General features: G+C 62.9%; 18 protein-coding genes. 6 read left to right on the top strand and 12 right to left on the bottom strand.

From position 1 onward, the window contains the following. Positions 1-31: 31 nt before the first annotated feature. The 5 genes from dnaX (at position 32) to AC1RMG_RS27350 (ending at position 5,681) form a co-directional block, all read left to right on the top strand. Positions 32-2,110, top strand: a complete 2,079-nt coding sequence (dnaX, locus tag AC1RMG_RS27370; RefSeq protein WP_011060224.1) for a DNA polymerase III subunit gamma/tau — start codon at positions 32-34, stop codon at positions 2,108-2,110. A 66-nt stretch (positions 2,111-2,176) separates the two neighbouring features. Further along, positions 2,177-2,515, top strand: coding sequence for a YbaB/EbfC family nucleoid-associated protein (locus tag AC1RMG_RS27365; protein ID WP_015634779.1), 339 nt, complete (start codon positions 2,177-2,179; stop codon positions 2,513-2,515). Positions 2,516-2,725: 210 nt separating this feature from the next. Next, complete coding sequence (curA, locus tag AC1RMG_RS27360) at positions 2,726-3,769, top strand: NADPH-dependent curcumin/dihydrocurcumin reductase (RefSeq protein ID WP_011060226.1); 1,044 nt, start codon at positions 2,726-2,728, stop codon at positions 3,767-3,769. A 58-nt stretch (positions 3,770-3,827) separates the two neighbouring features. Next, entirely contained in the window at positions 3,828-4,430 is a 603-nt protein-coding gene (recR, locus tag AC1RMG_RS27355; RefSeq protein ID WP_011060227.1) for a recombination mediator RecR, read from the top strand. A gap of 102 nt (positions 4,431-4,532) precedes the next feature. After that, positions 4,533-5,681 (top strand): acyl-CoA dehydrogenase family protein, encoded by a 1,149-nt coding sequence (locus AC1RMG_RS27350; protein WP_011060228.1) that lies wholly within the window; start codon positions 4,533-4,535, stop codon positions 5,679-5,681. A 7-nt stretch (positions 5,682-5,688) separates the two neighbouring features. On the opposite strand, the gene AC1RMG_RS27345 is transcribed toward AC1RMG_RS27350, so the two are convergent. Beyond that, positions 5,689-6,237, bottom strand: coding sequence for an adenine phosphoribosyltransferase (locus tag AC1RMG_RS27345; RefSeq protein ID WP_011060229.1), 549 nt, complete (start codon positions 6,235-6,237; stop codon positions 5,689-5,691). Between the two features lie 81 nt (positions 6,238-6,318). Further along, positions 6,319-7,053, bottom strand: a complete 735-nt coding sequence (gene fnrA, locus AC1RMG_RS27340) for a Crp/Fnr family transcriptional regulator FnrA (RefSeq protein WP_011060230.1) — start codon at positions 7,051-7,053, stop codon at positions 6,319-6,321. Between the two features lie 153 nt (positions 7,054-7,206). On the opposite strand from fnrA, the gene AC1RMG_RS27335 reads away from it, so the two are divergent. Continuing rightward, complete coding sequence (locus AC1RMG_RS27335; protein WP_493170714.1) at positions 7,207-7,686, top strand: hypothetical protein; 480 nt, start codon at positions 7,207-7,209, stop codon at positions 7,684-7,686. Here the strand turns inward: AC1RMG_RS27335 and hemN are convergent. The 10 genes from hemN to ccoN all read right to left on the bottom strand — a co-directional run bounded on the left by hemN (position 7,683) and on the right by ccoN (position 18,264). Next, entirely contained in the window at positions 7,683-9,065 is a 1,383-nt protein-coding gene (gene hemN, locus AC1RMG_RS27330) for an oxygen-independent coproporphyrinogen III oxidase (RefSeq protein ID WP_011060232.1), read from the bottom strand. The genes AC1RMG_RS27335 and hemN overlap by 4 nt on opposite strands. A gap of 148 nt (positions 9,066-9,213) precedes the next feature. Next, a complete protein-coding gene (locus AC1RMG_RS27325) occupies positions 9,214-9,897 on the bottom strand; it encodes a sulfite exporter TauE/SafE family protein (protein ID WP_053157107.1) in 684 nt (227 codons plus the stop codon). After that, the gene (gene ccoS, locus AC1RMG_RS27320) at positions 9,890-10,120 is read right to left on the bottom strand and encodes a cbb3-type cytochrome oxidase assembly protein CcoS (protein WP_041116903.1); all 231 of its coding nucleotides are present in this window, start codon (positions 10,118-10,120) and stop codon (positions 9,890-9,892) included. The genes AC1RMG_RS27325 and ccoS overlap by 8 nt, the downstream gene beginning before the upstream one ends. Before the next feature lie 21 nt (positions 10,121-10,141). Then, positions 10,142-12,592 carry a heavy metal translocating P-type ATPase gene (locus tag AC1RMG_RS27315; protein ID WP_011060235.1) on the bottom strand — a complete coding sequence of 817 codons (2,451 nt, stop codon included), beginning with the start codon at positions 12,590-12,592 and terminating at the stop codon, positions 10,142-10,144. A 99-nt stretch (positions 12,593-12,691) separates the two neighbouring features. Continuing rightward, positions 12,692-13,228: a FixH family protein gene (locus AC1RMG_RS27310; RefSeq protein WP_011060236.1), complete on the bottom strand. Its 537-nt coding sequence runs from the start codon at positions 13,226-13,228 to the stop codon at positions 12,692-12,694. Between the two features lie 11 nt (positions 13,229-13,239). Further along, positions 13,240-14,655 (bottom strand): cytochrome c oxidase accessory protein CcoG, encoded by a 1,416-nt coding sequence (gene ccoG, locus AC1RMG_RS27305; RefSeq protein ID WP_019093855.1) that lies wholly within the window; start codon positions 14,653-14,655, stop codon positions 13,240-13,242. Between the two features lie 393 nt (positions 14,656-15,048). Then, positions 15,049-16,026 (bottom strand): cytochrome-c oxidase, cbb3-type subunit III, encoded by a 978-nt coding sequence (gene ccoP / locus AC1RMG_RS27300; RefSeq protein WP_011060238.1) that lies wholly within the window; start codon positions 16,024-16,026, stop codon positions 15,049-15,051. Further along, positions 16,023-16,208, bottom strand: a complete 186-nt coding sequence (locus AC1RMG_RS27295) for a CcoQ/FixQ family Cbb3-type cytochrome c oxidase assembly chaperone (protein WP_011060239.1) — start codon at positions 16,206-16,208, stop codon at positions 16,023-16,025. The genes ccoP and AC1RMG_RS27295 overlap by 4 nt, the downstream gene beginning before the upstream one ends. A 5-nt stretch (positions 16,209-16,213) precedes the next feature. Next, entirely contained in the window at positions 16,214-16,822 is a 609-nt protein-coding gene (ccoO, locus tag AC1RMG_RS27290) for a cytochrome-c oxidase, cbb3-type subunit II (RefSeq protein WP_011060240.1), read from the bottom strand. Next, positions 16,822-18,264 (bottom strand): cytochrome-c oxidase, cbb3-type subunit I, encoded by a 1,443-nt coding sequence (gene ccoN / locus AC1RMG_RS27285; protein WP_011060241.1) that lies wholly within the window; start codon positions 18,262-18,264, stop codon positions 16,822-16,824. Before ccoN ends, ccoO begins: the two co-directional genes overlap by 1 nt. Between the last annotated feature and the right edge of the window lie 340 nt (positions 18,265-18,604).

Genomic DNA, 18,604 nt, shown 5'->3' with positions numbered 1-18,604 from the left:
GGCTTCCGCTTTCCAGTTGCGACGGTTTTCGATGAGTTATCAGGTTCTTGCACGTAAATGGCGTCCGCGCTCGTTCCGCGAAATGGTCGGCCAGACCCATGTGCTCAAGGCTCTGATCAATGCCTTGGACAGCCAGCGGCTGCACCACGCCTACCTGTTTACCGGCACTCGCGGGGTGGGCAAGACCACCATCGCGCGAATCATTGCCAAATGCCTGAACTGTGAAACAGGTATCACTTCCACGCCCTGTGGCACCTGTTCGGTGTGCTGCGAGATCGATGAGGGGCGCTTTGTCGACCTGATCGAGATCGACGCCGCGAGCCGGACCAAGGTCGAGGATACCCGTGAATTGCTGGATAACGTGCAATACGCACCGAGCCGCGGGCGCTTCAAGGTCTACCTGATCGACGAAGTGCACATGCTCTCCAGCCACTCGTTCAACGCCCTGCTCAAGACCCTCGAAGAGCCGCCGCCCTACGTCAAGTTCATCCTGGCGACCACTGATCCGCAGAAGCTGCCGGCGACCATCCTCTCGCGCTGCTTGCAGTTCTCCCTGAAGAACATGACCCCGGAACGGGTGGTGGAGCACTTGAGCCACGTCCTGGGCGTGGAGAACGTGCCGTTCGAGGATGACGCCCTGTGGCTGCTGGGCCGCGCCGCCGATGGCTCGATGCGCGATGCCATGAGCCTCACCGACCAGGCGATTGCCTTCGGTGAAGGCAAGGTCATGGCGGCCGATGTGCGGGCCATGCTCGGCACCCTCGATCACGGCCAGGTCTATGACGTGCTGCATGCGCTGATCAACGGCGACGCCAAGGCGTTGCTGGAGGCGGTGCGGCATTTGGCGGAGCAGGGGCCGGACTGGAACGGCGTGCTTTCGGAAATTCTCAACGTGCTGCACCGGGTGGCGATTGCCCAGGCATTGCCGGAAGGGGTCGACAACGGGCACGGCGATCGTGACCGGGTGCTGGCCCTGGCCCAGGCCCTGCCTGCCGAAGACGTGCAGTTCTATTACCAGATGGGCCTGATCGGTCGACGCGACCTGCCGTTGGCGCCGGACCCGCGCGGCGGCTTTGAAATGGTCCTGCTGCGAATGCTGGCCTTCCGCCCAGCCGATACCGCGGATGCACCGAGACAGCCGCTAAAGCCAGTGGGGATCAGCCAGGCCACAGTTGATTCCGCCCAAGCCGTGGCGGCGCCGGCACCTGCCGTGCCTGTAGCGACCGTTGCCCCGGCTCCGGTTGTGAGTGCTCCAGTGGCGCCAGCACCTGTTGCCGCGCCCGAACCTGTCGCGCCCCCTGTGGCCGAAGCGGTCGCTGTCGAACCCGAGCCGGTGGTTGCCGAAGCGGTGGTCGACCTGCCCTGGAACGATCCGGTGGAGCCACAGATCGAACAGCAGCCAGCGGTCGAGCCGGTGCTGGAGGTGGCCGCCGAGCAGCCTGAGCTGACGCCGATGCCGACCCCGACGCCGGACAGCGTGGTGCCGGACGCGCCGGAGTGGGTCAGCGCCCCGGTGCCGGAACCCACGGTGGCGGAGGTCGACGCCGCCACTCCGGGTATCGACCTGGACGACGAGCCGCCGCTGGACGAGGACTATATCGAGCCGGACATGGATTCGGCCTACAGCTACCTGGACGAACTGGCCAGTGAGCACGCAGCCGATCCGGCGCCGGAACCCGAGCCCGAACCTGCTGCCAAGCCGGCCACTGGCCTGGCCCTGGAATGGCTGCAACTGTTCCCGAAACTGCCGATCTCGGGCATGACCGGCAGCATCGCCGCCAACTGCACCCTGATGGCCGTGGACGGCGACCATTGGCTGCTGCACCTGGACCCGGCCCACAGCGCACTGTTCAACGCCACCCAGCAGCGTCGCCTCAACGACGCCCTGAACCAGTACCACGGGCGTACCCTGACCCTGGCGATCGAGCTGATCAAGCCCGAGCAGGAAACCCCGGCCCAGGCTGCATCACGGCGCCGTGCCGATCGTCAGCGCGAGGCCGAGGAGTCGATCCATGGTGATCCGTTCATCCAGCGGATGGTCCAGGAGTTCGGTGCAGTGGTGCGCCACGATACTATTGAACCTGTCGAGGCCCTGGCGGCTCAGGGCTGATCATTCAAAGGGCGCCGGGCCAGGGGCCGGGCGCCGTTTCCATCCCCGTACTTTGAGGTAATTCCCATGATGAAAGGTGGCATGGCCGGCCTGATGAAGCAGGCACAGCAGATGCAGGAAAAAATGGCCAAGATGCAGGAAGAACTGGCCAATGCCGAAGTCACCGGCAAAGCCGGTGGCGACATGGTCACCGTAGTCATGACCGGCCGTCATGACATCAAGCGCGTGAGCATCGACCCGAGCCTGCTGGAAGGCGTCAGCGAAGATGACCGTGAAGTGCTCGAAGACCTGTTTGCCGCTGCGGTGAACGACGCCGTGCGCAAGATCGAGTCCAACAGCCAGGAAAAGATGTCCGGCATGACCGCCGGCATGCAACTGCCTCCAGGCATGAAATTGCCGTTCTGATTCGCGCAAGCGCATCGGATGGACTACATAAAGCCAGGCCTTGAGCCTGGCTTTTTTTTGCCCTGGCGATCAGCACTGCGCGGTGGGTAGCAGCCGGCTGGCCGATGAAGGCCACAGCAGATCCATCTGCAGAAACATCGAACGTGATGCTATTCACAGGGTCTGCAACCTATACCCTTTCATTCAACCTTCCCTAAAGGAGTGTCCATGATGCCGCAAACATTGACCCTCAATCAGCGCGTGGTACTGGTCTCTCGGCCCGAAGGCGCGCCGGTCCCGGAGAATTTCCGCCTGGAGCGGGTGGCCTTGCCGGAACTGGCTGATGGCCAGGTGCTGTTGAAGACCCTCTACTTGTCCCTGGACCCCTACATGCGCGGGCGCATGAGTGATGCCCCGTCCTATGCGGCGCCAGTGGAAATAGACGAGGTCATGACCGGCGGTGCAGTGAGCCGGGTCGAGCGTTCGCTCAACCCCAAGTTCCAGGAGGGCGACCTGGTGGTGGGCGCCACTGGTTGGCAGAGCCACTGCATTTGCGATGGCCGCAACCTGATCCCGGTGCCCTCTGGCCTGCCCAGCCCTTCCATGGCCCTGGGTGTGCTCGGCATGCCCGGAATGACCGCCTACATGGGGCTGATGGACATCGGCCAGCCCAAGGCCGGGGAAACCCTGGTGGTGGGTGCGGCCTCCGGCGCCGTGGGGTCGGTGGTGGGGCAGGTGGCGAAGCTCAAGGGGCTGCGGGTGGTGGGCGTGGCCGGTGGCGCCGACAAATGCCGCTATGTGGTCGAGGAGCTGGGTTTTGATGCCTGCATCGATCACAAGAGCCCCGACTTTGCCGACGAACTGGCCCAGGCCTGCTTCAAGGGCGTGGACATCTATTTTGAGAACGTCGGTGGCAAGGTCTTCGACGGGGTACTGCCCCTGCTCAACCCCAGGGCGCGTATTCCCCTGTGCGGGCTGATCGCCCAGTACAACGCCCAGGCGCTGCCGCCGGGGCCGGATCGCCTGCCACTGCTGCAGCGCACCTTGCTCACCAAGCGGGTACGCATCCAGGGCTTTATTGTCTTCGACGACTATGGCGACCGCCATCCGGAGTTCATCAAGGCCATGGCGCCCTGGGTGCGCGAAGGCAAGGTCAAGTTCAAGGAGGACGTGGTCGAGGGACTGGAGCAGGCACCAGAAGCCTTCATTGGCCTGCTGGAGGGGCGCAACTTCGGCAAGCTGGTGGTCAAGGTCGCCCCGGACGCGAGCATTTGACGCTACCCCGAGGCGCGGGTATAAACCGCGTCTCGTTGTTTTTGTCGGACCTTTGCCCATGAGCTTCAGCCCCCTGATTCGCCAACTGATCGATGCCCTGCGTACCTTGCCGGGCGTGGGTCAGAAAACCGCCCAGCGCATGGCCCTGCAACTGCTCGAGCGTGATCGCAGTGGCGGCTTGCGCCTGGCGCAGGCCCTGAGCCAGGCCATGGAAGGCGTGGGGCATTGCCGCCAGTGCCGGACCCTGACCGAAGACGAGCTGTGCCCGCAGTGTGCCGACCCGCGTCGCGACGACACCCTGCTGTGCGTGGTGGAAGGGCCGATGGATGTGTACGCGGTGGAGCAGACCGGCTATCGCGGGCGCTACTTCGTGCTCAAAGGCCACCTGTCGCCTCTGGATGGCCTGGGCCCGGAGGCCATCGGCATTCCGCAGTTGCTGGCGCGTATCGAGGAGCAGGGCAGCTTCAGCGAAGTGATCCTGGCCACCAACCCGACGGTGGAAGGCGAAGCCACTGCACACTACATCGCCCAACTGCTGACCAACAAGGGCCTGATCACCTCGCGCATCGCTCACGGCGTGCCTCTGGGCGGCGAGCTGGAGCTGGTGGATGGCGGCACCCTGGCTCACTCCTTTGCCGGTCGCAAACCCATAGCGTTGTAAGGCTGCGGAAGCCGGCTGACTGGCGAAGGATGCGCCACGCATTCTCTTGAAAACCAAGCAAGCGCTTGGTAAGTTCCTTCGACCCTTCAGAGGAGCTTGCCGATGTCTGCCTGCCAGGAATACTTCGACCCCAGCCACCAGTTGGTCCGCGACAGCGTGCGACGTTTCGTCGAGCGTGAAATCCTTCCCCAGATCGACGAGTGGGAGGAGGCGGGCAGTTTCCCCCGTGAGCTGTACCTCAAGGCCGGGGCCGCCGGGCTTCTGGGCATCGGTTACCCCGAGGCCCTGGGTGGCAGCCATGAGGGTGATCTGTTCGCCAAGATCGCCGCCAGCGAGGAGTTGATGCGCAGTGGCTCCGGCGGCCTGGTGGCGGGCCTCGGCTCCCTGGATATCGGCCTGCCGCCCATCGTCAAATGGGCCCGCCCCGAATTGCGTGAGCGGGTCGCACCGCTGGTGTTGTCGGGGGAGAAGATCAGCGCCCTGGCGGTCACCGAGCCCGGCGGCGGCTCGGACGTGGCCAACCTGCAGACCCGCGCCGTGCGCGATGGCGATCATTACCGGCTCAGTGGCAGCAAGACCTTCATCACCAGTGGCGTGCGCGCCGACTTCTACACCGTTGCGGTGCGCACCGGCGAACCTGGCTACGGCGGTATCAGCCTGTTGCTGGTCGAAAAGGGCACGCCGGGCTTCACTGTGGGTCGGCAGTTGAAAAAGATGGGCTGGTGGGCCTCGGATACCGCCGAGCTGTTCTTCGACGATTGCCGGGTGCCGGTGGGCAACCTGATCGGCGCCGAGAACATGGGCTTTGCCTGCATCATGGGCAACTTCCAGAGCGAACGCCTGGCCCTGGCCCTGATGGCCAACATGACCTCACAGATGGCCCTGGAGGAAAGCCTGAAGTGGGCGCGCGAGCGGGAGGCGTTCGGCAAGCCCATCGCCAAGTTCCAGGTGCTCAAGCACCGTCTGGCGGAGATGGCCACGGCCCTGGAGGTTTCCCGGGAGTTCACCTATCGCCAGGCGGCGAAGATGGCCGCCGGCAAGAGCGTGATCAAGGAAATTTCCATGGCCAAGAACTTCGCCACCGATACCGCCGACCGTATTACCCACGATGCGGTGCAGATCCTCGGTGGCATGGGCTACATGCGCGAAAGCCTGGTGGAGCGCCTGTACCGCGACAACCGCATTCTGTCGATCGGCGGCGGCACTCGCGAGGTGATGAACGAAATCATCAGCAAGCAGATGGGGCTGTAGGTGCAGGCTAGCGTTCGGTCAGGGAAAACTGGGTCAGGCAGAAGGTCGGGATCCCCATGTCCTGCAGCTTCTGCGAGCCGCCCAGTTCCGGCAGGTCGATGATCGCCGCGGCTTCATAGACCTTCGCCCCCATGCGCCGTACCAGATTGGCGGCGGCGATCAGGGTGCCACCGGTGGCGATCAGGTCATCGATCAACAGCACCGAGTCGCCTTCACACAGGCTGTCGGCGTGGACTTCAATGAAGGCTTCGCCGTACTCGGTCCGGTAGCCCTCGGCCAGGATGTCGGCCGGCAGCTTGCCCTGTTTGCGGAACAGGATCAGCGGCTTGTTCAACTGGTAGGCGATGATCGAGCCGATCAGAAAACCCCGTGCGTCCATGGCGCCGATGTGGCTGAAGTCTTCTTCGACATAACGCTGGGCGAAGCTGTCCGCCACCAGGCGCAGGGCCCGGGGAGACTGGAACAGGGGGGTGATGTCGCGGAAGATCACGCCCGGTTTCGGGAAATCGATGACGGGGCGGATCAGGGATTTGATGTCGAAGGAATCGAAGGCCATCTTCAGGTGTCCTGGCGGGCAAATAGGCCGCGCCAGTATACCCGCGACCGAGCCGCCTGGCTCAGCCGCACAGGCTGTGGATCAGCCCTCCACCGAGCCGCCGGCGAGGGCGCAGAGCTGGATCGGATCGAGGATGTGCACTTCCTTGCCTTCGGCGGCAATCAGTTCGTTCTGCTGGAAACGGGTGAACACCCGGGACACGGTTTCCACCGCCAGGCCCAGGTAGTTGCCGATTTCGTTGCGCGACATGCTCAGGCGGAACTGGTTGGCCGAGAAGCCCCGGGCGCGGAAGCGCGCGGACAGGTTGACCAGGAACGTGGCGATACGCTCGTCAGCGGTCTTTTTCGACAGCAGCAGCATCATTTGCTGGTCATCGCGGATTTCCCGGCTCATGACCCGCATCAGCTGGCGACGCAGCTGTGGCAGTTGCAGTGCCAGCTCATCGAGGCGTTCGAAGGGGATTTCACACACCGAGGTGGTTTCCAGCGCCTGGGCCGAGACGGGATGGCTTTCGGTGTCCATGCCTGACAGGCCTACCAGCTCGCTGGGGAGATGGAAACCGGTGATCTGTTCTTCGCCGCTGTCGCTCAGGCTGAAGGTTTTCAGGGCGCCCGAACGCACGGCGTACACCGAGTCGAAGCCGTCACCCTGACGGAACAGGAATTCGCCTTTTTTCAATGGGCGGCCACGTTTGACGATTTCGTCCAGCGCGTCCATGTCTTCCAAATTCAGCGAAAGTGGCAGGCAGAGGGGTGCCAGGCTGCAATCCTTGCAATGGGCCTGGTTGTGAGCGCGCAGTTTAACTGGCTCGGACATTCTAGAATCCTTGTGGGAAAACACACATAAGCCGTAAGGGTAACTCACGGGAGGAGGTTCCGGCCAGTCCGTGCCGTATTGACTGTTAGTCGTAAAGCTATCCTTTTATGGGTCGATAACCTGTTAACGAAAGTAACTTGGAAGGCTGAAATTATGTCGTCCGTTGGCGCTATTACTAATGGCAGCAATAACTTGCAGTCACTTCAAGAGCCCTCGACAAGTCAGGTTGACGAGCAACTAAGAGTTTCTCCATTAGTTGCAGAGCCAGTGATCGGGGAGGGCGTCAAAGTGTCGCTGTCTGGCGCCGGCCTGAACAAATCCGCCGCCGCCAAAGGGCGTGACAGTGATATCGAGGAAAGCGGCCTGCCGGAAAACATTCAGCAGATCCTCAAGATGATCAGAAAATTGCAACAACAGATTGCCGAGACCCTCGTCCAGCTCCAGGCGGTCATGGCCGACAAGCACCTGAGCCCAGAAGAAACCAAGGTCCGGATCGGCAGCCTGCAATCTGCCCTGGCAATACTCAACGGCGGTTTGCTGACCGCCAATGCCTCCCTGGCCAAGGCAATGAAAGAAGCGGGCTTGAGCCCTGAGCAGGTGATGAAGGCTGCATCCTTGCTCATGAAATCCTAGATCACCCGGGAAAACCGCTGGCGGTTCTGCTGGCCCAGGTATGCATCGAACACCATGCACACCGAGCGCACCAGTAGGCGACCGGCTGGCAGCACGATGATTGCTTCGCTGCCAAGTTCAATCAGGCCGTCGTCGGCCATCTCTTCCAGTTCCGGCCAGAGTTCATTGAAGTAGCCGCGAAAGTCGATATTGAAAGCCTGTTCGATCTCTTCGAACTTAAGACTAAAGTTGCAGATCAGTTGCTGAATAACTTCCCGGCGCAGACGGTCATCGGCGTTGCATACCAAGCCGCGACTGGTGGCCAGTTGTGCGCCAGCCAAGGCATTTTGATAGTGCGTCAGGTCGCTGCTGTTCTGGCAGTAGAGATCGCCGATCTGGCTGATGGCTGAAACACCGAGCCCAATAAGGTCGCAATGACCATGAGTGGTGTAGCCCTGGAAGTTGCGTTGCAGGGTGGACTCTTCCTGGGCAATGGCCAGTTCATCATCGGGCAGGGCGAAATGGTCCATGCCGATGTAGCGATAGCCGGCAGCCGTCAGCTGTTCGATGGTGCGTTGCAGCATCTGCAGCTTTTCCGCCGGGGCAGGCAGTTCGCTGCCGTTGATCCGCCGCTGGGGCATGAAACGCTCCGGCAGGTGGGCGTAATTGAACACCGAGAGCCGGTCCGGTTGCAGGCTGATGACTTCTTCCACGGTGCGGGCGAAGTTTTCCGGGGTCTGCTTGGGCAGGCCGTAGATCAGGTCGATGTTGATGGAACGGAACTGCAGGGTGCGGGCCGCTTCGATCACCGCCCGGGTTTCGTCCAGGCTTTGCAGGCGATTGACCGCGCGTTGCACTGCCGGGTCCAGGTCCTGCAGGCCGATGCTGACCCGATTGAAACCCAGCTCCCGCAACAGGCCCATGGTCGACCAGTCGGCTTCCCGGGGATCGATCTCGATGCCGTAGTCGCCGGAGTCGTCGTCCAGCAGATTGAAGTGCTTGCGCAGCAGGGCCATCAGTTGGCGCAGTTCATCGTGGTTGAGAAAGGTCGGGGTGCCGCCGCCGAAATGCAGTTGTTCCACCCGCTGGTTGGGGGCCAGGTGGCAGGCGATCAGTTGCATCTCCTGTTCCAGGCGCTGCAGGTAGGGCAGGGCGCGGCTGCGATCCTTGGTGATGACCTTGTTGCAGGCGCAGTAGTAGCAGATGTTGGCGCAGAACGGGATGTGCACGTACAGCGACAGCGGGCGCTGCGCCTTGCGGCTGTCGCGCAGGGCGTGCAGCAGGTCGAAGGCGCCGACCTGGCTGTTGAACTGCACTGCGGTCGGGTATGAGGTGTAGCGCGGTCCCGCCAGGTCGTAGCGGCGGATCAGATCTGTGTCCCAACGAATGGCGTCGAGCATGCGGGAATTCCCCCGGATAGGCTGGCAGTGTTCGCGAGTCTAGGAGGTTCAGGCCAGGGCCATCTTGACTTGTATCAAGGGTGTTCGGGAGCCGCCGGAGCAGTGCCGACGAGGCGTGCAGGCCCGGTTGCCGGCCGCCTCCCCGGGGTCAGTGGCCCATCAGCCAGTGCTGGTGAGGGCCGGGCAGGGTCCAGATGCCGAAGAGAATGACCAGCACGCCGCCAGCCATGCGTACGCTGCGCTGACGCAGCAAGGCGGTGATCCGTTCGGCTGCCAGCCCGGTGGCCAGCAGCACGGGCCAGGTGCCCAGGCCGAAGGCCAGCATCAACAGCGCGCTGTCCAGGGCGCTGCCCTGGCTCGCCGACCACAGCAGGGTGCTGTACACCAGGCCGCACGGCAGCCAGCCCCACAGCGCCCCCAGGAGCAATGCACGGGGCAGGCTGGAAACCGGCAACAGGCGGCTGGCCAGCGGCTGGATATGCCGCCACAAGCCCTTGCCAAGGCCTTCGATGCGGGTCAGGCCACTCCACCAGCCGGCCAGGTACAGGCCCATGGCAATCAACAGCAAGCCGGCCAGCACTCGCATGAACAGCGCCAGCGGACTGTTGGCCACAGCCCAGCCCGCCAGGCCCAGCAGCAGGCCGGCCAGGGCGTAGCTGAGGATGCGGCCCAGGTTGTAGGCCAGCAGCAGGCGCAGGCGTCGGCTGCGCTGTTCCGGGGGGATGGCCAGCGTCAGGGCGCCCATCAGGCCGCCGCACATGCCCAGGCAGTGGCCGCCACCCAGCAGGCCGAGGATCAGCGCAGAGACCAGCAGAGGGGCCAGTTCAAGCATGAGGCGGTTCCGATTTTCTGCCGGGGTCGGCTTCGCTGCTCGGTTGGCCCTTGGCCTCATCCACCGCGGCGGTGTGGCTTGGGTCCTGGTCGTCGAACAGGATGCTGTGGGCCGGGCCGTCGAGATCGTCGTACTGGCCGCTGTCCACCGCCCAGAAGAAGATGTAGATGGCGATGGCCACGATCAGCAGGGCGGCCGGGATCATCACGTAAAGAGCTGGCATCTGGACTCCAGGCCCGGCGGCTCAGGCCGGCAACGGGCGGGTTTCGGGGGCGTCGGCGCTGTCGGCCGGCCGCGGCATGCGGGTCAGGCGCAGGGCGTTGAGCACCACGGTCAGGGAACTGATGGACATGCCGACCGCCGCCCACACCGGAGTGATCCAGCCGAGGGCGGCGAACGGCAGCATCAGGCCATTGTACAGCCCGGCCCAGAGCAGGTTCTCGATGATCACCCGGCGCGTGCGGCGGGCCAGGCTGAAGGCCTGCACCAGGGCATCCAGGCGATTGGACAGAAGTACCGCATCGGCGCTGGTCTTGGCCAGGTCAGTGGCCGAGCCCATGGCGACGCTGATGTCGGCGGCGGCCAGCACTGGCACATCGTTGACCCCATCGCCGAGCATCAGCACCTTGCGGCCCTGCTGGTGCAGCTGTTGCAGCACTTGCAGCTTGTCATCGGGGCGCAGGCCACCCCGGGCTTCGTCGATCTGCAGTTCGGCAGCGACACTGGCGACCATCGGCGAGCTGTCCCCGGACAGCAGCAGGGTGTGCCAGCCACGGGCCTTGCAGGCCGCCAGCAGGGCCGGAGCATCACTGCGCAGGCGGTCGTCCAGCACCAGCCAGGCGAGAGCCCCCTGGCTGTCACCGAGCAATAGCCATTGGCCGGCTTCATCGGGCATGGGCGGAACGGTACAGCCACTGAGCTGGCAAACGTAGGCTGGTTGCCCGATGCGCAGACGCTGATCGCCCACCAGGCCTTCCAGGCCCAGGCCGGGGCTGCTGGTAACTTCCTCGGCGGCCACTGGGGCACGGCCGAAAGCCCGAGCGATCGGGTGTTCGGAACGGTTTTCCAGGGCTGCGGCCAGGCTCAGGCAGTCATCGCTGGACAGGGCCCCCAATGGCCGGATGGAACGCAGCGCCAGCCGCCCTTCGGTGAGGGTGCCGGTCTTGTCGAAAATCACTGTGTCGATCTGGTTCAGGCCTTCCAGTACATGGCCGCGGGTCAGCAACAGGCCGAGCTTGTGCAAGGTGCCGGTGGCGGCGGTGAGGGCTGTTGGCGTGGCCAGGGACAGCGCACAAGGGCAGGTCGCCACCAACATGGCCAGGACGATCCAGAACGCCCGTGAGGCGTCTAATTGCCACCACAGCAGCCCGATGGCGGCCGCGGCGATCAGCGAGAACAGCAGGAACCACTGGGCTGCACGATCGGCAACCTCCGCCAGCCGCGGTTTCTCTGCCTGGGCCCGGTCCAGCAGGCGCACGATGGCCGATAGCCGGGTGTCCTGGCCCAGGGCCTGGACCTGCACTGTCAACGCACCTTCGACGTTCAAGGTACCGGCGGTCACCCTATCGCCCAGGCCACGGGGCTGCGGCAGGTATTCACCGGTGAGCAGGGATTCGTCGATGCTTGATTGGCCGTCGAGGATCTTGCCGTCTGCCGGCAGTACTGCGCCGGGATGCACCAGCACCCGGTCGCCCAGGCGCAATTCGCTGAGCAGGATGCGTTCACTCTGGCCGTCTTCATCCAGGCGCAGGCAGGAAGCTGGCAGCAGATTGACCAGTTGCGCGGTAGCCGCCGCGGTGCGCTCCCGGGCCCGGCGTTCCAGGTAGCGGCCGGCGAGCAGGAACAGGGCGAACATGCCGACGGCATCGAAATACAACTCGCCAATGCCGCTGATGGAGGTCCAGATGCCGGCCAGGTAGGCCCCGCCGATGGCCAGGGACACCGAGACGTCCATGGTCAGGTGGCGGGTGCGCAAATCGCGCATGGCGCCCTTGAAGAACGGTGCGCAGCTGTAGAAGACGATGGGCGTGGTGAGAAACAGCGCGACCCAGCGCAGGATCGTATGCAGCTCGGGGCTCAGGTCGATGTTGAATTCCGGCCAGGTGGCCATGGTCGCCATCATGGCCTGGAACCACAGCAGGCCGGCGACGCCCAGCTGGCGCAAGGCCAGGCGGTTTTCGCTGGCCAGTTGCTCGGAGGCGCGATCCGGCTGATACGGGTGGGCGGCGTAGCCGATGTGGCGCAGCTCGCTGAGCACCTGGCTCAGGGGCAGTTGGCTGTCGGCCCAGCGCACGTGCAGGCGGTGGTTGGACAGGTTGAGCCGGGCTTCGGCCACCGCTGGCAGGCTGCGCAGGTGTTTTTCGATCAGCCAGCCGCAGGCGGCACAACTGATGCCCTCCATGAGCAGCGTGGTTTCCGCCAGCTCGCCTTCGTGCCGGACAAAGGGCTGCTGCACGTCGGCGCGGTCGTACAGCGCCAGTTCGTCCACCAGTTGCACGGGCAGGGCTTCAGGGTTGGCCGAGGCCTCGCTGCGATGGCTGTAGTAGTGCTCCAGACCGCCAGCGACTATGGCTTCGGCCACTGCCTGGCAGCCCGGGCAGCAGAACTCCCGGGGTTGGCCAAGCACGACGGCGGTGAACCGGCTACCGGCAGGAACCGGCAGGGCACAGTGGTAGCAAGGCAGTGGCGTGGTCATCGGCGGTCTTTGTAGTGTGGGAAAAACTCATCGCCGGCGCACCGGTCCCGCTGCAAGGGCAGGGGAGGCGACGGGCCGGCGATGTACGGCAGGTACTGCTCAGTTCAGGTCTTCGGCACCTTGCAGGGGCTCGTCGCCCAGCAGCAGGTCCTTGTCATGGCTGACCTGTTCTTCTTCGAACATGCGCCAGGTCTTGTCGCCCTCGACCCCCAGCAGTTCGACGAAGCGCCGCCCTTCGACCTGGTCGGTCAACTGGCCGATGTAGCGCCCGTGTTCGGTTTCGCTGCGGGCCAGGGTGATCTTGCGGTCCTTTTCCGGCTGGGTGGGCGAGATCAGGTTCAGCTCCAGGGTCTTGGGCTGGCTGTCACCGCTCAGGCGCAGTTCGACTTCGCCGGTCAGCTCATCGAGGTGCACGTTGGCGCGCATCTTCAGGGTCTGGGCCAGCAGCTCGCGGTCCAGGGAGCGGTTGATGCCCTTGCCGGCCTCGTAGTAGTTGTCGTTGACCAGGTTGTCCGGGTTGTTCACGGCAATGGTCACCATGGACAGGGTCAGGGTCACGGAACAGGCGAGGATGCCGATGATGATCCAGGGCCAGAGGTGCTTGTACCAGGGGCTTGCGGCGGTGGCTGCGGGCATGATCACTTCTCTTAACGAATTTGTGGGCCGATGAACCGGCTCTTGGCTTCAACATGGACGCTGTCATCGTCGGCATCCTTGAGGATGAATTTCACCTCGTTGGTGGTCGATGGCAGCTGTTCGGGAGCAATCGACAGCTCCACCGGCATGCTGACGATATCGCCGGCCACCACGTGGATTTCGCGCTTGCCCTGCAGCTTCAGGTCCGGCAGGCCGGAGGCGTCCAGCACATAGGTGTGATCGCGCTGGTCCTTGTTCATGATCTTCAGGCTGTAGACGTTTTCGATCCGGCCTTCGGCGTTTTCGCGGTACAGCACCCGGTCCTTGCTGACATCGAAGCCCACCAGCGAACGCATGAAAAATGCCGCAACCAGCAGGCTGATCATGGCCAGCAGCACCAGGGCATAGCCGATCAGGCGCGGGCGCAGTTTATGGGTTTTCTGCCCCGAGAGGTTGTGTTCGGTGGTGTAGCTGATGAGCCCGCGGGGGTACTCCATCTTGTCCATGATGCTGTCGCAGGCGTCGATGCAGGCTGCGCAGCCGATGCATTCGATCTGCAGGCCGTCACGGATGTCGATGCCGGTGGGGCAGACCTGGACACACATGGTGCAGTCGATGCAGTCGCCCAGGCCCTGGGCCTTGTAGTCGGCGCCTTTCTTGCGCGGGCCACGGGCTTCGCCACGGCGTGGGTCGTAGGAAACGATCAGGGTGTCCTTGTCGAACATCACGCTCTGGAAGCGTGCATAGGGGCACATGTAGATGCACACCTGTTCCCGCAGCCAGCCGGCGTTGCCGTAGGTGGCCAGGGTGAAGAAGCCGACCCAGAAGTAGGACCAGCCATCGGCCTGGCCGGTGAAGAAGTCGATGACCAGTTCGCGGATCGGCGAGAAGTAGCCGACGAAGGTCATGCCGGTGACGAAGCCGATCAGCAGCCAGAGGCTGTGCTTGCTGAATTTGCGCAGGAACTTGTTGGCGCTCATGGGCGCCTTGTCCAGCTTGATGCGCTGGTTGCGATCGCCTTCGGTGACCTTTTCGCACCACATGAAGATCCAGGTCCAGACACTCTGCGGGCAGGTGTAGCCGCACCAGATGCGGCCGGCATAGACGGTGATGAAGAACAGGCCGAAGGCGGCGATGATCAACAGGCCCGAGAGCAGGATGAAATCCTGGGGCCAGAACGTGGCGCCAAAGATGAAGAATTTGCGTTCCGGCAGGTTCCACCAGACAGCCTGGTGGCCGCCCCAGTTGAGCCACACGGTACCGAAGTACAGAAGGAACAATCCGGCGCCGCCAAGCATGCGCAGATTGCGGAACAGGCCGGTGAAGGCACGGGTGTAGATTTTTTCCCTGGAGGCGTAGAGGTCGACGCTGTTGGTCGCGTTTTTGGCAGGCGGGGTAACGTCTTGTACGGGAATCTGGTTGCTCATCATTGCATCCCACGGCAGTGGAAAAATGCCTCGGTCGATGCGTGCCGACCGCGGTCAAAAGGGGTGTTGCAGTGGCGCAATGATACGCCTGTAGCTCTAGCGCAAGGGTGCGACCTTTGGTCGCGTTGGGAGAAATCAACTGATGGTGTAATGACTTGAATCAATTGACTTGTGGATTATGGACCCTTTTGCACGTCGCGCCGTTCAATTCTTCCAGGGAGTGAGCAGGCGTACGCCGCAGCTCTCGAAGTCCGCCATATTGTCGAATCCTGGCTACCGGGTTGCTGGAAAGGGTGATCCGCCGTCGAGCGTCAGCCGATGCCAGGCGCAAACAAAACGGCCCCGCCAATGTTGATTGGCGGGGCCGTCGGGTGTTGCTTTCAGGCGTCGGTCTTACTCGGCGTCGGCCTGCTTGTCACCGTGGGACAGGCTGTAGACATAAGCCGCCAGCAGGTGAACCTTGTCGTTGCCTTGCAGTTGTTCCTGCGCTGGCATCACGCCTTGACGGCCGTAACGAATGGTCTGCTGCAGTTGGGCGAAGCTCGAACCGTAGATGAAGGCTGCCGGGTGAGTCAGGTTAGGCGCGCCCATGGCTGGGGTGCCTTTGCCTTCCGGACCGTGGCATACCGCACAGTTGGCGGCGAACAGCTTCTGGCCGTTGACCGGGTCGGCCTTCAGGCCTTCCGGCAACTTGCGGCCGTCGAGGTTGGTCAGGACATAGGCGGCAACGTCACTGACGCCTTGTTCCTTGATCACGTCCAGCCAGGCCGGCATCACTGCGTGACGGCCGCCCATGATGGTGGTCTTGATGGTTTCCGGCTCGCCGCCCCAGCGCCAGTCGGCGTCGGTCAGGTTGGGAAAGCCATAGGCGCCCTTGGCGTCGGAACCGTGGCAGACCGAGCAGTTGGATGCGAACAGACGGCCACCCATTTTCAGGGCTTGCGGGTCCTTGGCCACTTCCTCGATAGGCATGGCCGCGTACTTGGCGAAGATCGGACCGAACTTGGCGTCCGACTTGGCCATTTCCTTTTCCCACTCGTGGACGCCGGTCCAGCCGGACTGGCCGTTGGCGAACGGGGTCTGCTTCTCGTTATCGAGGTAGTTGTAGCCCGGCAGAACGCCTTTCCAGTTGCCCAGGCCCGGGTACAGCACCAGGTAGCCCAGGGCGAAGACGATGGTGCCGACGAACAGCATGAACCACCATTTCGGCAGGGGGTTGTCGTACTCCTCGATCCCGTCGAAGGAGTGGCCGACCGTCTCGTCGGTCTGCTCGGCGCGCTGGCCCTTGCGGGTCGACAGCAGCAGCCAGGTCAGGGCGAAGATGGTACCCAGACTGAGGACTGTGACGTACAGACTCCAGAACGTAGTCATTCTTTGTTACTCCTAGAAGCTTGCTCGACGTGCTTGATGGCGTCGGGATCATCCGCGAACGGCAGCAAGGTTGCGTCTTCAAACTCGGACTTGCGCTTGGGGCTGAACACCCAGAGCGCCAAACCGATGAAGGCCACCATCACAACAAGGGTGCCCAGGCCACGAATCATCCCGATATCCATCTAGATCACCGTTTGCTTTTGATGATGGTGCCCAGGCCTTGCAGATAGGCCACCAGCGCGTCCATTTCGGTTTTGCCCTTCACGGCATCCTTGGCACCGGCGATGTCTTCGTCGGTGTAAGGGACGCCGAGCGTGCGCAAGACTTCCATTTTCTTCGCGGTGTCTTTGCCGTCGAGCTTGTTTTCTACGAGGAACGGATAAGCCGGCATCTTCGACTCGGGCACCACGTTGCGCGGGTTGTACAAGTGCGCACGCTGCCAGTCATCGGAGTAACGACCGCCCACTCGGGCCAGGTCCGGGCCGGTACGCTTGGAACCCCACAGGAACGGGTGGTCCCAGACGCTCTCACCAGCTACCGAGTAGTGACCATAGCGTTCGGTTTCAGCGCGGAACGGACGGATCATCTGCGAGTGGCAGCCGACACAGCCGTTGGCGATGTAGACGTCGCGGCCTTCCAGTTCCAGTGCGGTACGCGGCTTCATGCCTTCCACCGGCTTGTTGGTGACGTCCTGGAAGAACAGCGGGACGATCTGGGTCAGGCCGCCGATGCTGACGGCGATGACCATGAAGAAGGCCAGCAGGCCAATATTCTTCTCGACTACTTCGTGCTTCATCAGTGAGCTCCAACTACAGCGATCTGAGCAGCGGCTTCAGCTTCAGCCGGGTTCGAGGCGCGAACGGTACGGAACACGTTGTACGCCATGATCAGCATGCCGGTGGCGAAGAACGCACCGCCCAGAGCACGGACGATAAAGCCCGGGTGGCTGGCTTGCAGCGCTTCGACGAAGGAGTAGGTGAGGGTGCCGTCATCGTTGATTGCACGCCACATCAGGCCCTGGGTGATGCCGTTGACCCACATCGAGGCGATGTAGAGCACGGTACCGATGGTAGCCAGCCAGAAGTGGGTGTTGATCAGGCCGATGCTGTGCATCTGCTGACGACCGAAGACTTTCGGGATCAGGTGGTACAGGGCGCCGATGGAGATCATCGCTACCCAGCCCAGAGCGCCGGCGTGTACGTGGCCGATGGTCCAGTCGGTGTAGTGCGAGAGCGAGTTGACGGTCTTGATCGCCATCATCGGACCTTCGAAGGTCGACATGCCGTAGAACGCCAGGGACACCACCAGGAAGCGCAGGATCGGGTCGGTGCGCAGCTTATGCCAGGCGCCCGAGAGGGTCATCATGCCGTTGATCATGCCGCCCCAGCTTGGCGCCAGCAGGATGATCGACATGGCCATGCCCAGGGACTGGGCCCAGTCCGGCAGCGCGGTGTAGTGCAGGTGGTGCGGACCGGCCCAGATGTACAGGGTGATCAGCGCCCAGAAGTGCACGATGGACAGGCGATAGGAATAGATCGGACGCTCGGCCTGCTTGGGTACGAAGTAGTACATCATCCCCAGGAAGCCGGTGGTCAGGAAGAAGCCCACGGCGTTGTGGCCGTACCACCACTGGATCATCGCATCAGTCGCGCCGGCATAGGCTGAGTAGGACTTGAAGAAGCTGACCGGCAGGGAAGCGTGGTTGACGATGTGCAGCATCGCGGTCACCACGATGAAGGCACCGTAGAACCAGTTGCCCACGTAGATGTGCTTGGTCTTGCGCTTGGTGATGGTGCCGAAGAATACCAGGCCGTAGGTGACCCAGACGATCGCCAGCAGGATAGCCAGGGGCCATTCCAGTTCGGCGTATTCCTTGGTGGTGGTGTAACCCAGTGGCAGGGTCACGATCGCGCCGACGATCACCGCTTGCCAACCCCAGAAGGTGAAGGCCGCGAGGCTGTCGGAAATCAGTCGCGTCTGGCAGGTTCGCTGCACGACATAGTAAGAGGTGGCAAACAATGCACATCCACCGAAGGCGAAGATCACCAGGTTGGTGTGCAGCGGGCGCAGGCGTCCAAACGTCGTCCACGGCAGACCGAAGTTCAACTCCGGCCATACCAGTTGTGAGGCGATGAAGACACCGAGCCCCATGCCAAGGATCCCCCAGACCACCGTCATGATGGCGAACTGGCGGACTACCTTATAGTTATAAGCAGTCGGACTGATTGCTGTGCTCATTCTAAGGTTCCACGGTTTGGGTGTTTTATTAGGGATAAAAATCGGTCGCAAGTATGGAGAAAGCAGGGGGTCATTGCAACGCGCTATGACCTGGGTCAATGCGTTCCATGCCTGATTCTGCGGCCTTTCCCTATGCCGAGTAGGGACAAAAAATTGCCCTCGGACAAGCTGTCGCCATGGACAGGAAACGGGGGGTGTCAGGTCGGTTGTAACCGGGTGTGTGGAAGCTGATGGATCAGCTGACAGGCGGTAAGAGAGTCGACAGCCGGTATAAACCAGCCTTTGCGGCCTGTCATCGAGCAGAAGCTTCGAACGTCACGGATACCGTTGGCCTGTGACC

This window comes from Pseudomonas sp. GW822-FHT04H02 (assembly GCF_058800645.1).
Note: the sequence above shows the minus strand (reverse complement) of the source record. Positions and strands in the feature narration are given on the sequence as shown.

Bases quoted from the DNA above. Each gene is read 5' to 3' on its own strand.
- dnaX (WP_011060224.1), top strand. From the start codon at position 32: ATGAGTTATCAGGTTCTTGCACGTAAATGGCGTCCGCGCTCGTTCCGC.
- AC1RMG_RS27365 (WP_015634779.1), top strand. From the start codon at position 2,177: ATGATGAAAGGTGGCATGGCCGGCCTGATGAAGCAGGCACAGCAGATG.
- curA (WP_011060226.1), top strand. From the start codon at position 2,726: ATGCCGCAAACATTGACCCTCAATCAGCGCGTGGTACTGGTCTCTCGG.
- recR (WP_011060227.1), top strand. From the start codon at position 3,828: ATGAGCTTCAGCCCCCTGATTCGCCAACTGATCGATGCCCTGCGTACC.
- AC1RMG_RS27350 (WP_011060228.1), top strand. From the start codon at position 4,533: ATGTCTGCCTGCCAGGAATACTTCGACCCCAGCCACCAGTTGGTCCGC.
- AC1RMG_RS27345 (WP_011060229.1), bottom strand. From the start codon at position 6,237: ATGGCCTTCGATTCCTTCGACATCAAATCCCTGATCCGCCCCGTCATC.
- fnrA (WP_011060230.1), bottom strand. From the start codon at position 7,053: ATGTCCGAGCCAGTTAAACTGCGCGCTCACAACCAGGCCCATTGCAAG.
- AC1RMG_RS27335 (WP_493170714.1), top strand. From the start codon at position 7,207: ATGTCGTCCGTTGGCGCTATTACTAATGGCAGCAATAACTTGCAGTCA.
- hemN (WP_011060232.1), bottom strand. From the start codon at position 9,065: ATGCTCGACGCCATTCGTTGGGACACAGATCTGATCCGCCGCTACGAC.
- AC1RMG_RS27325 (WP_053157107.1), bottom strand. From the start codon at position 9,897: ATGCTTGAACTGGCCCCTCTGCTGGTCTCTGCGCTGATCCTCGGCCTG.
- ccoS (WP_041116903.1), bottom strand. From the start codon at position 10,120: ATGCCAGCTCTTTACGTGATGATCCCGGCCGCCCTGCTGATCGTGGCC.
- AC1RMG_RS27315 (WP_011060235.1), bottom strand. From the start codon at position 12,592: ATGACCACGCCACTGCCTTGCTACCACTGTGCCCTGCCGGTTCCTGCC.
- AC1RMG_RS27310 (WP_011060236.1), bottom strand. From the start codon at position 13,228: ATGCCCGCAGCCACCGCCGCAAGCCCCTGGTACAAGCACCTCTGGCCC.
- ccoG (WP_019093855.1), bottom strand. From the start codon at position 14,655: ATGAGCAACCAGATTCCCGTACAAGACGTTACCCCGCCTGCCAAAAAC.
- ccoP (WP_011060238.1), bottom strand. From the start codon at position 16,026: ATGACTACGTTCTGGAGTCTGTACGTCACAGTCCTCAGTCTGGGTACC.
- AC1RMG_RS27295 (WP_011060239.1), bottom strand. From the start codon at position 16,208: ATGGATATCGGGATGATTCGTGGCCTGGGCACCCTTGTTGTGATGGTG.
- ccoO (WP_011060240.1), bottom strand. From the start codon at position 16,822: ATGAAGCACGAAGTAGTCGAGAAGAATATTGGCCTGCTGGCCTTCTTC.
- ccoN (WP_011060241.1), bottom strand. From the start codon at position 18,264: ATGAGCACAGCAATCAGTCCGACTGCTTATAACTATAAGGTAGTCCGC.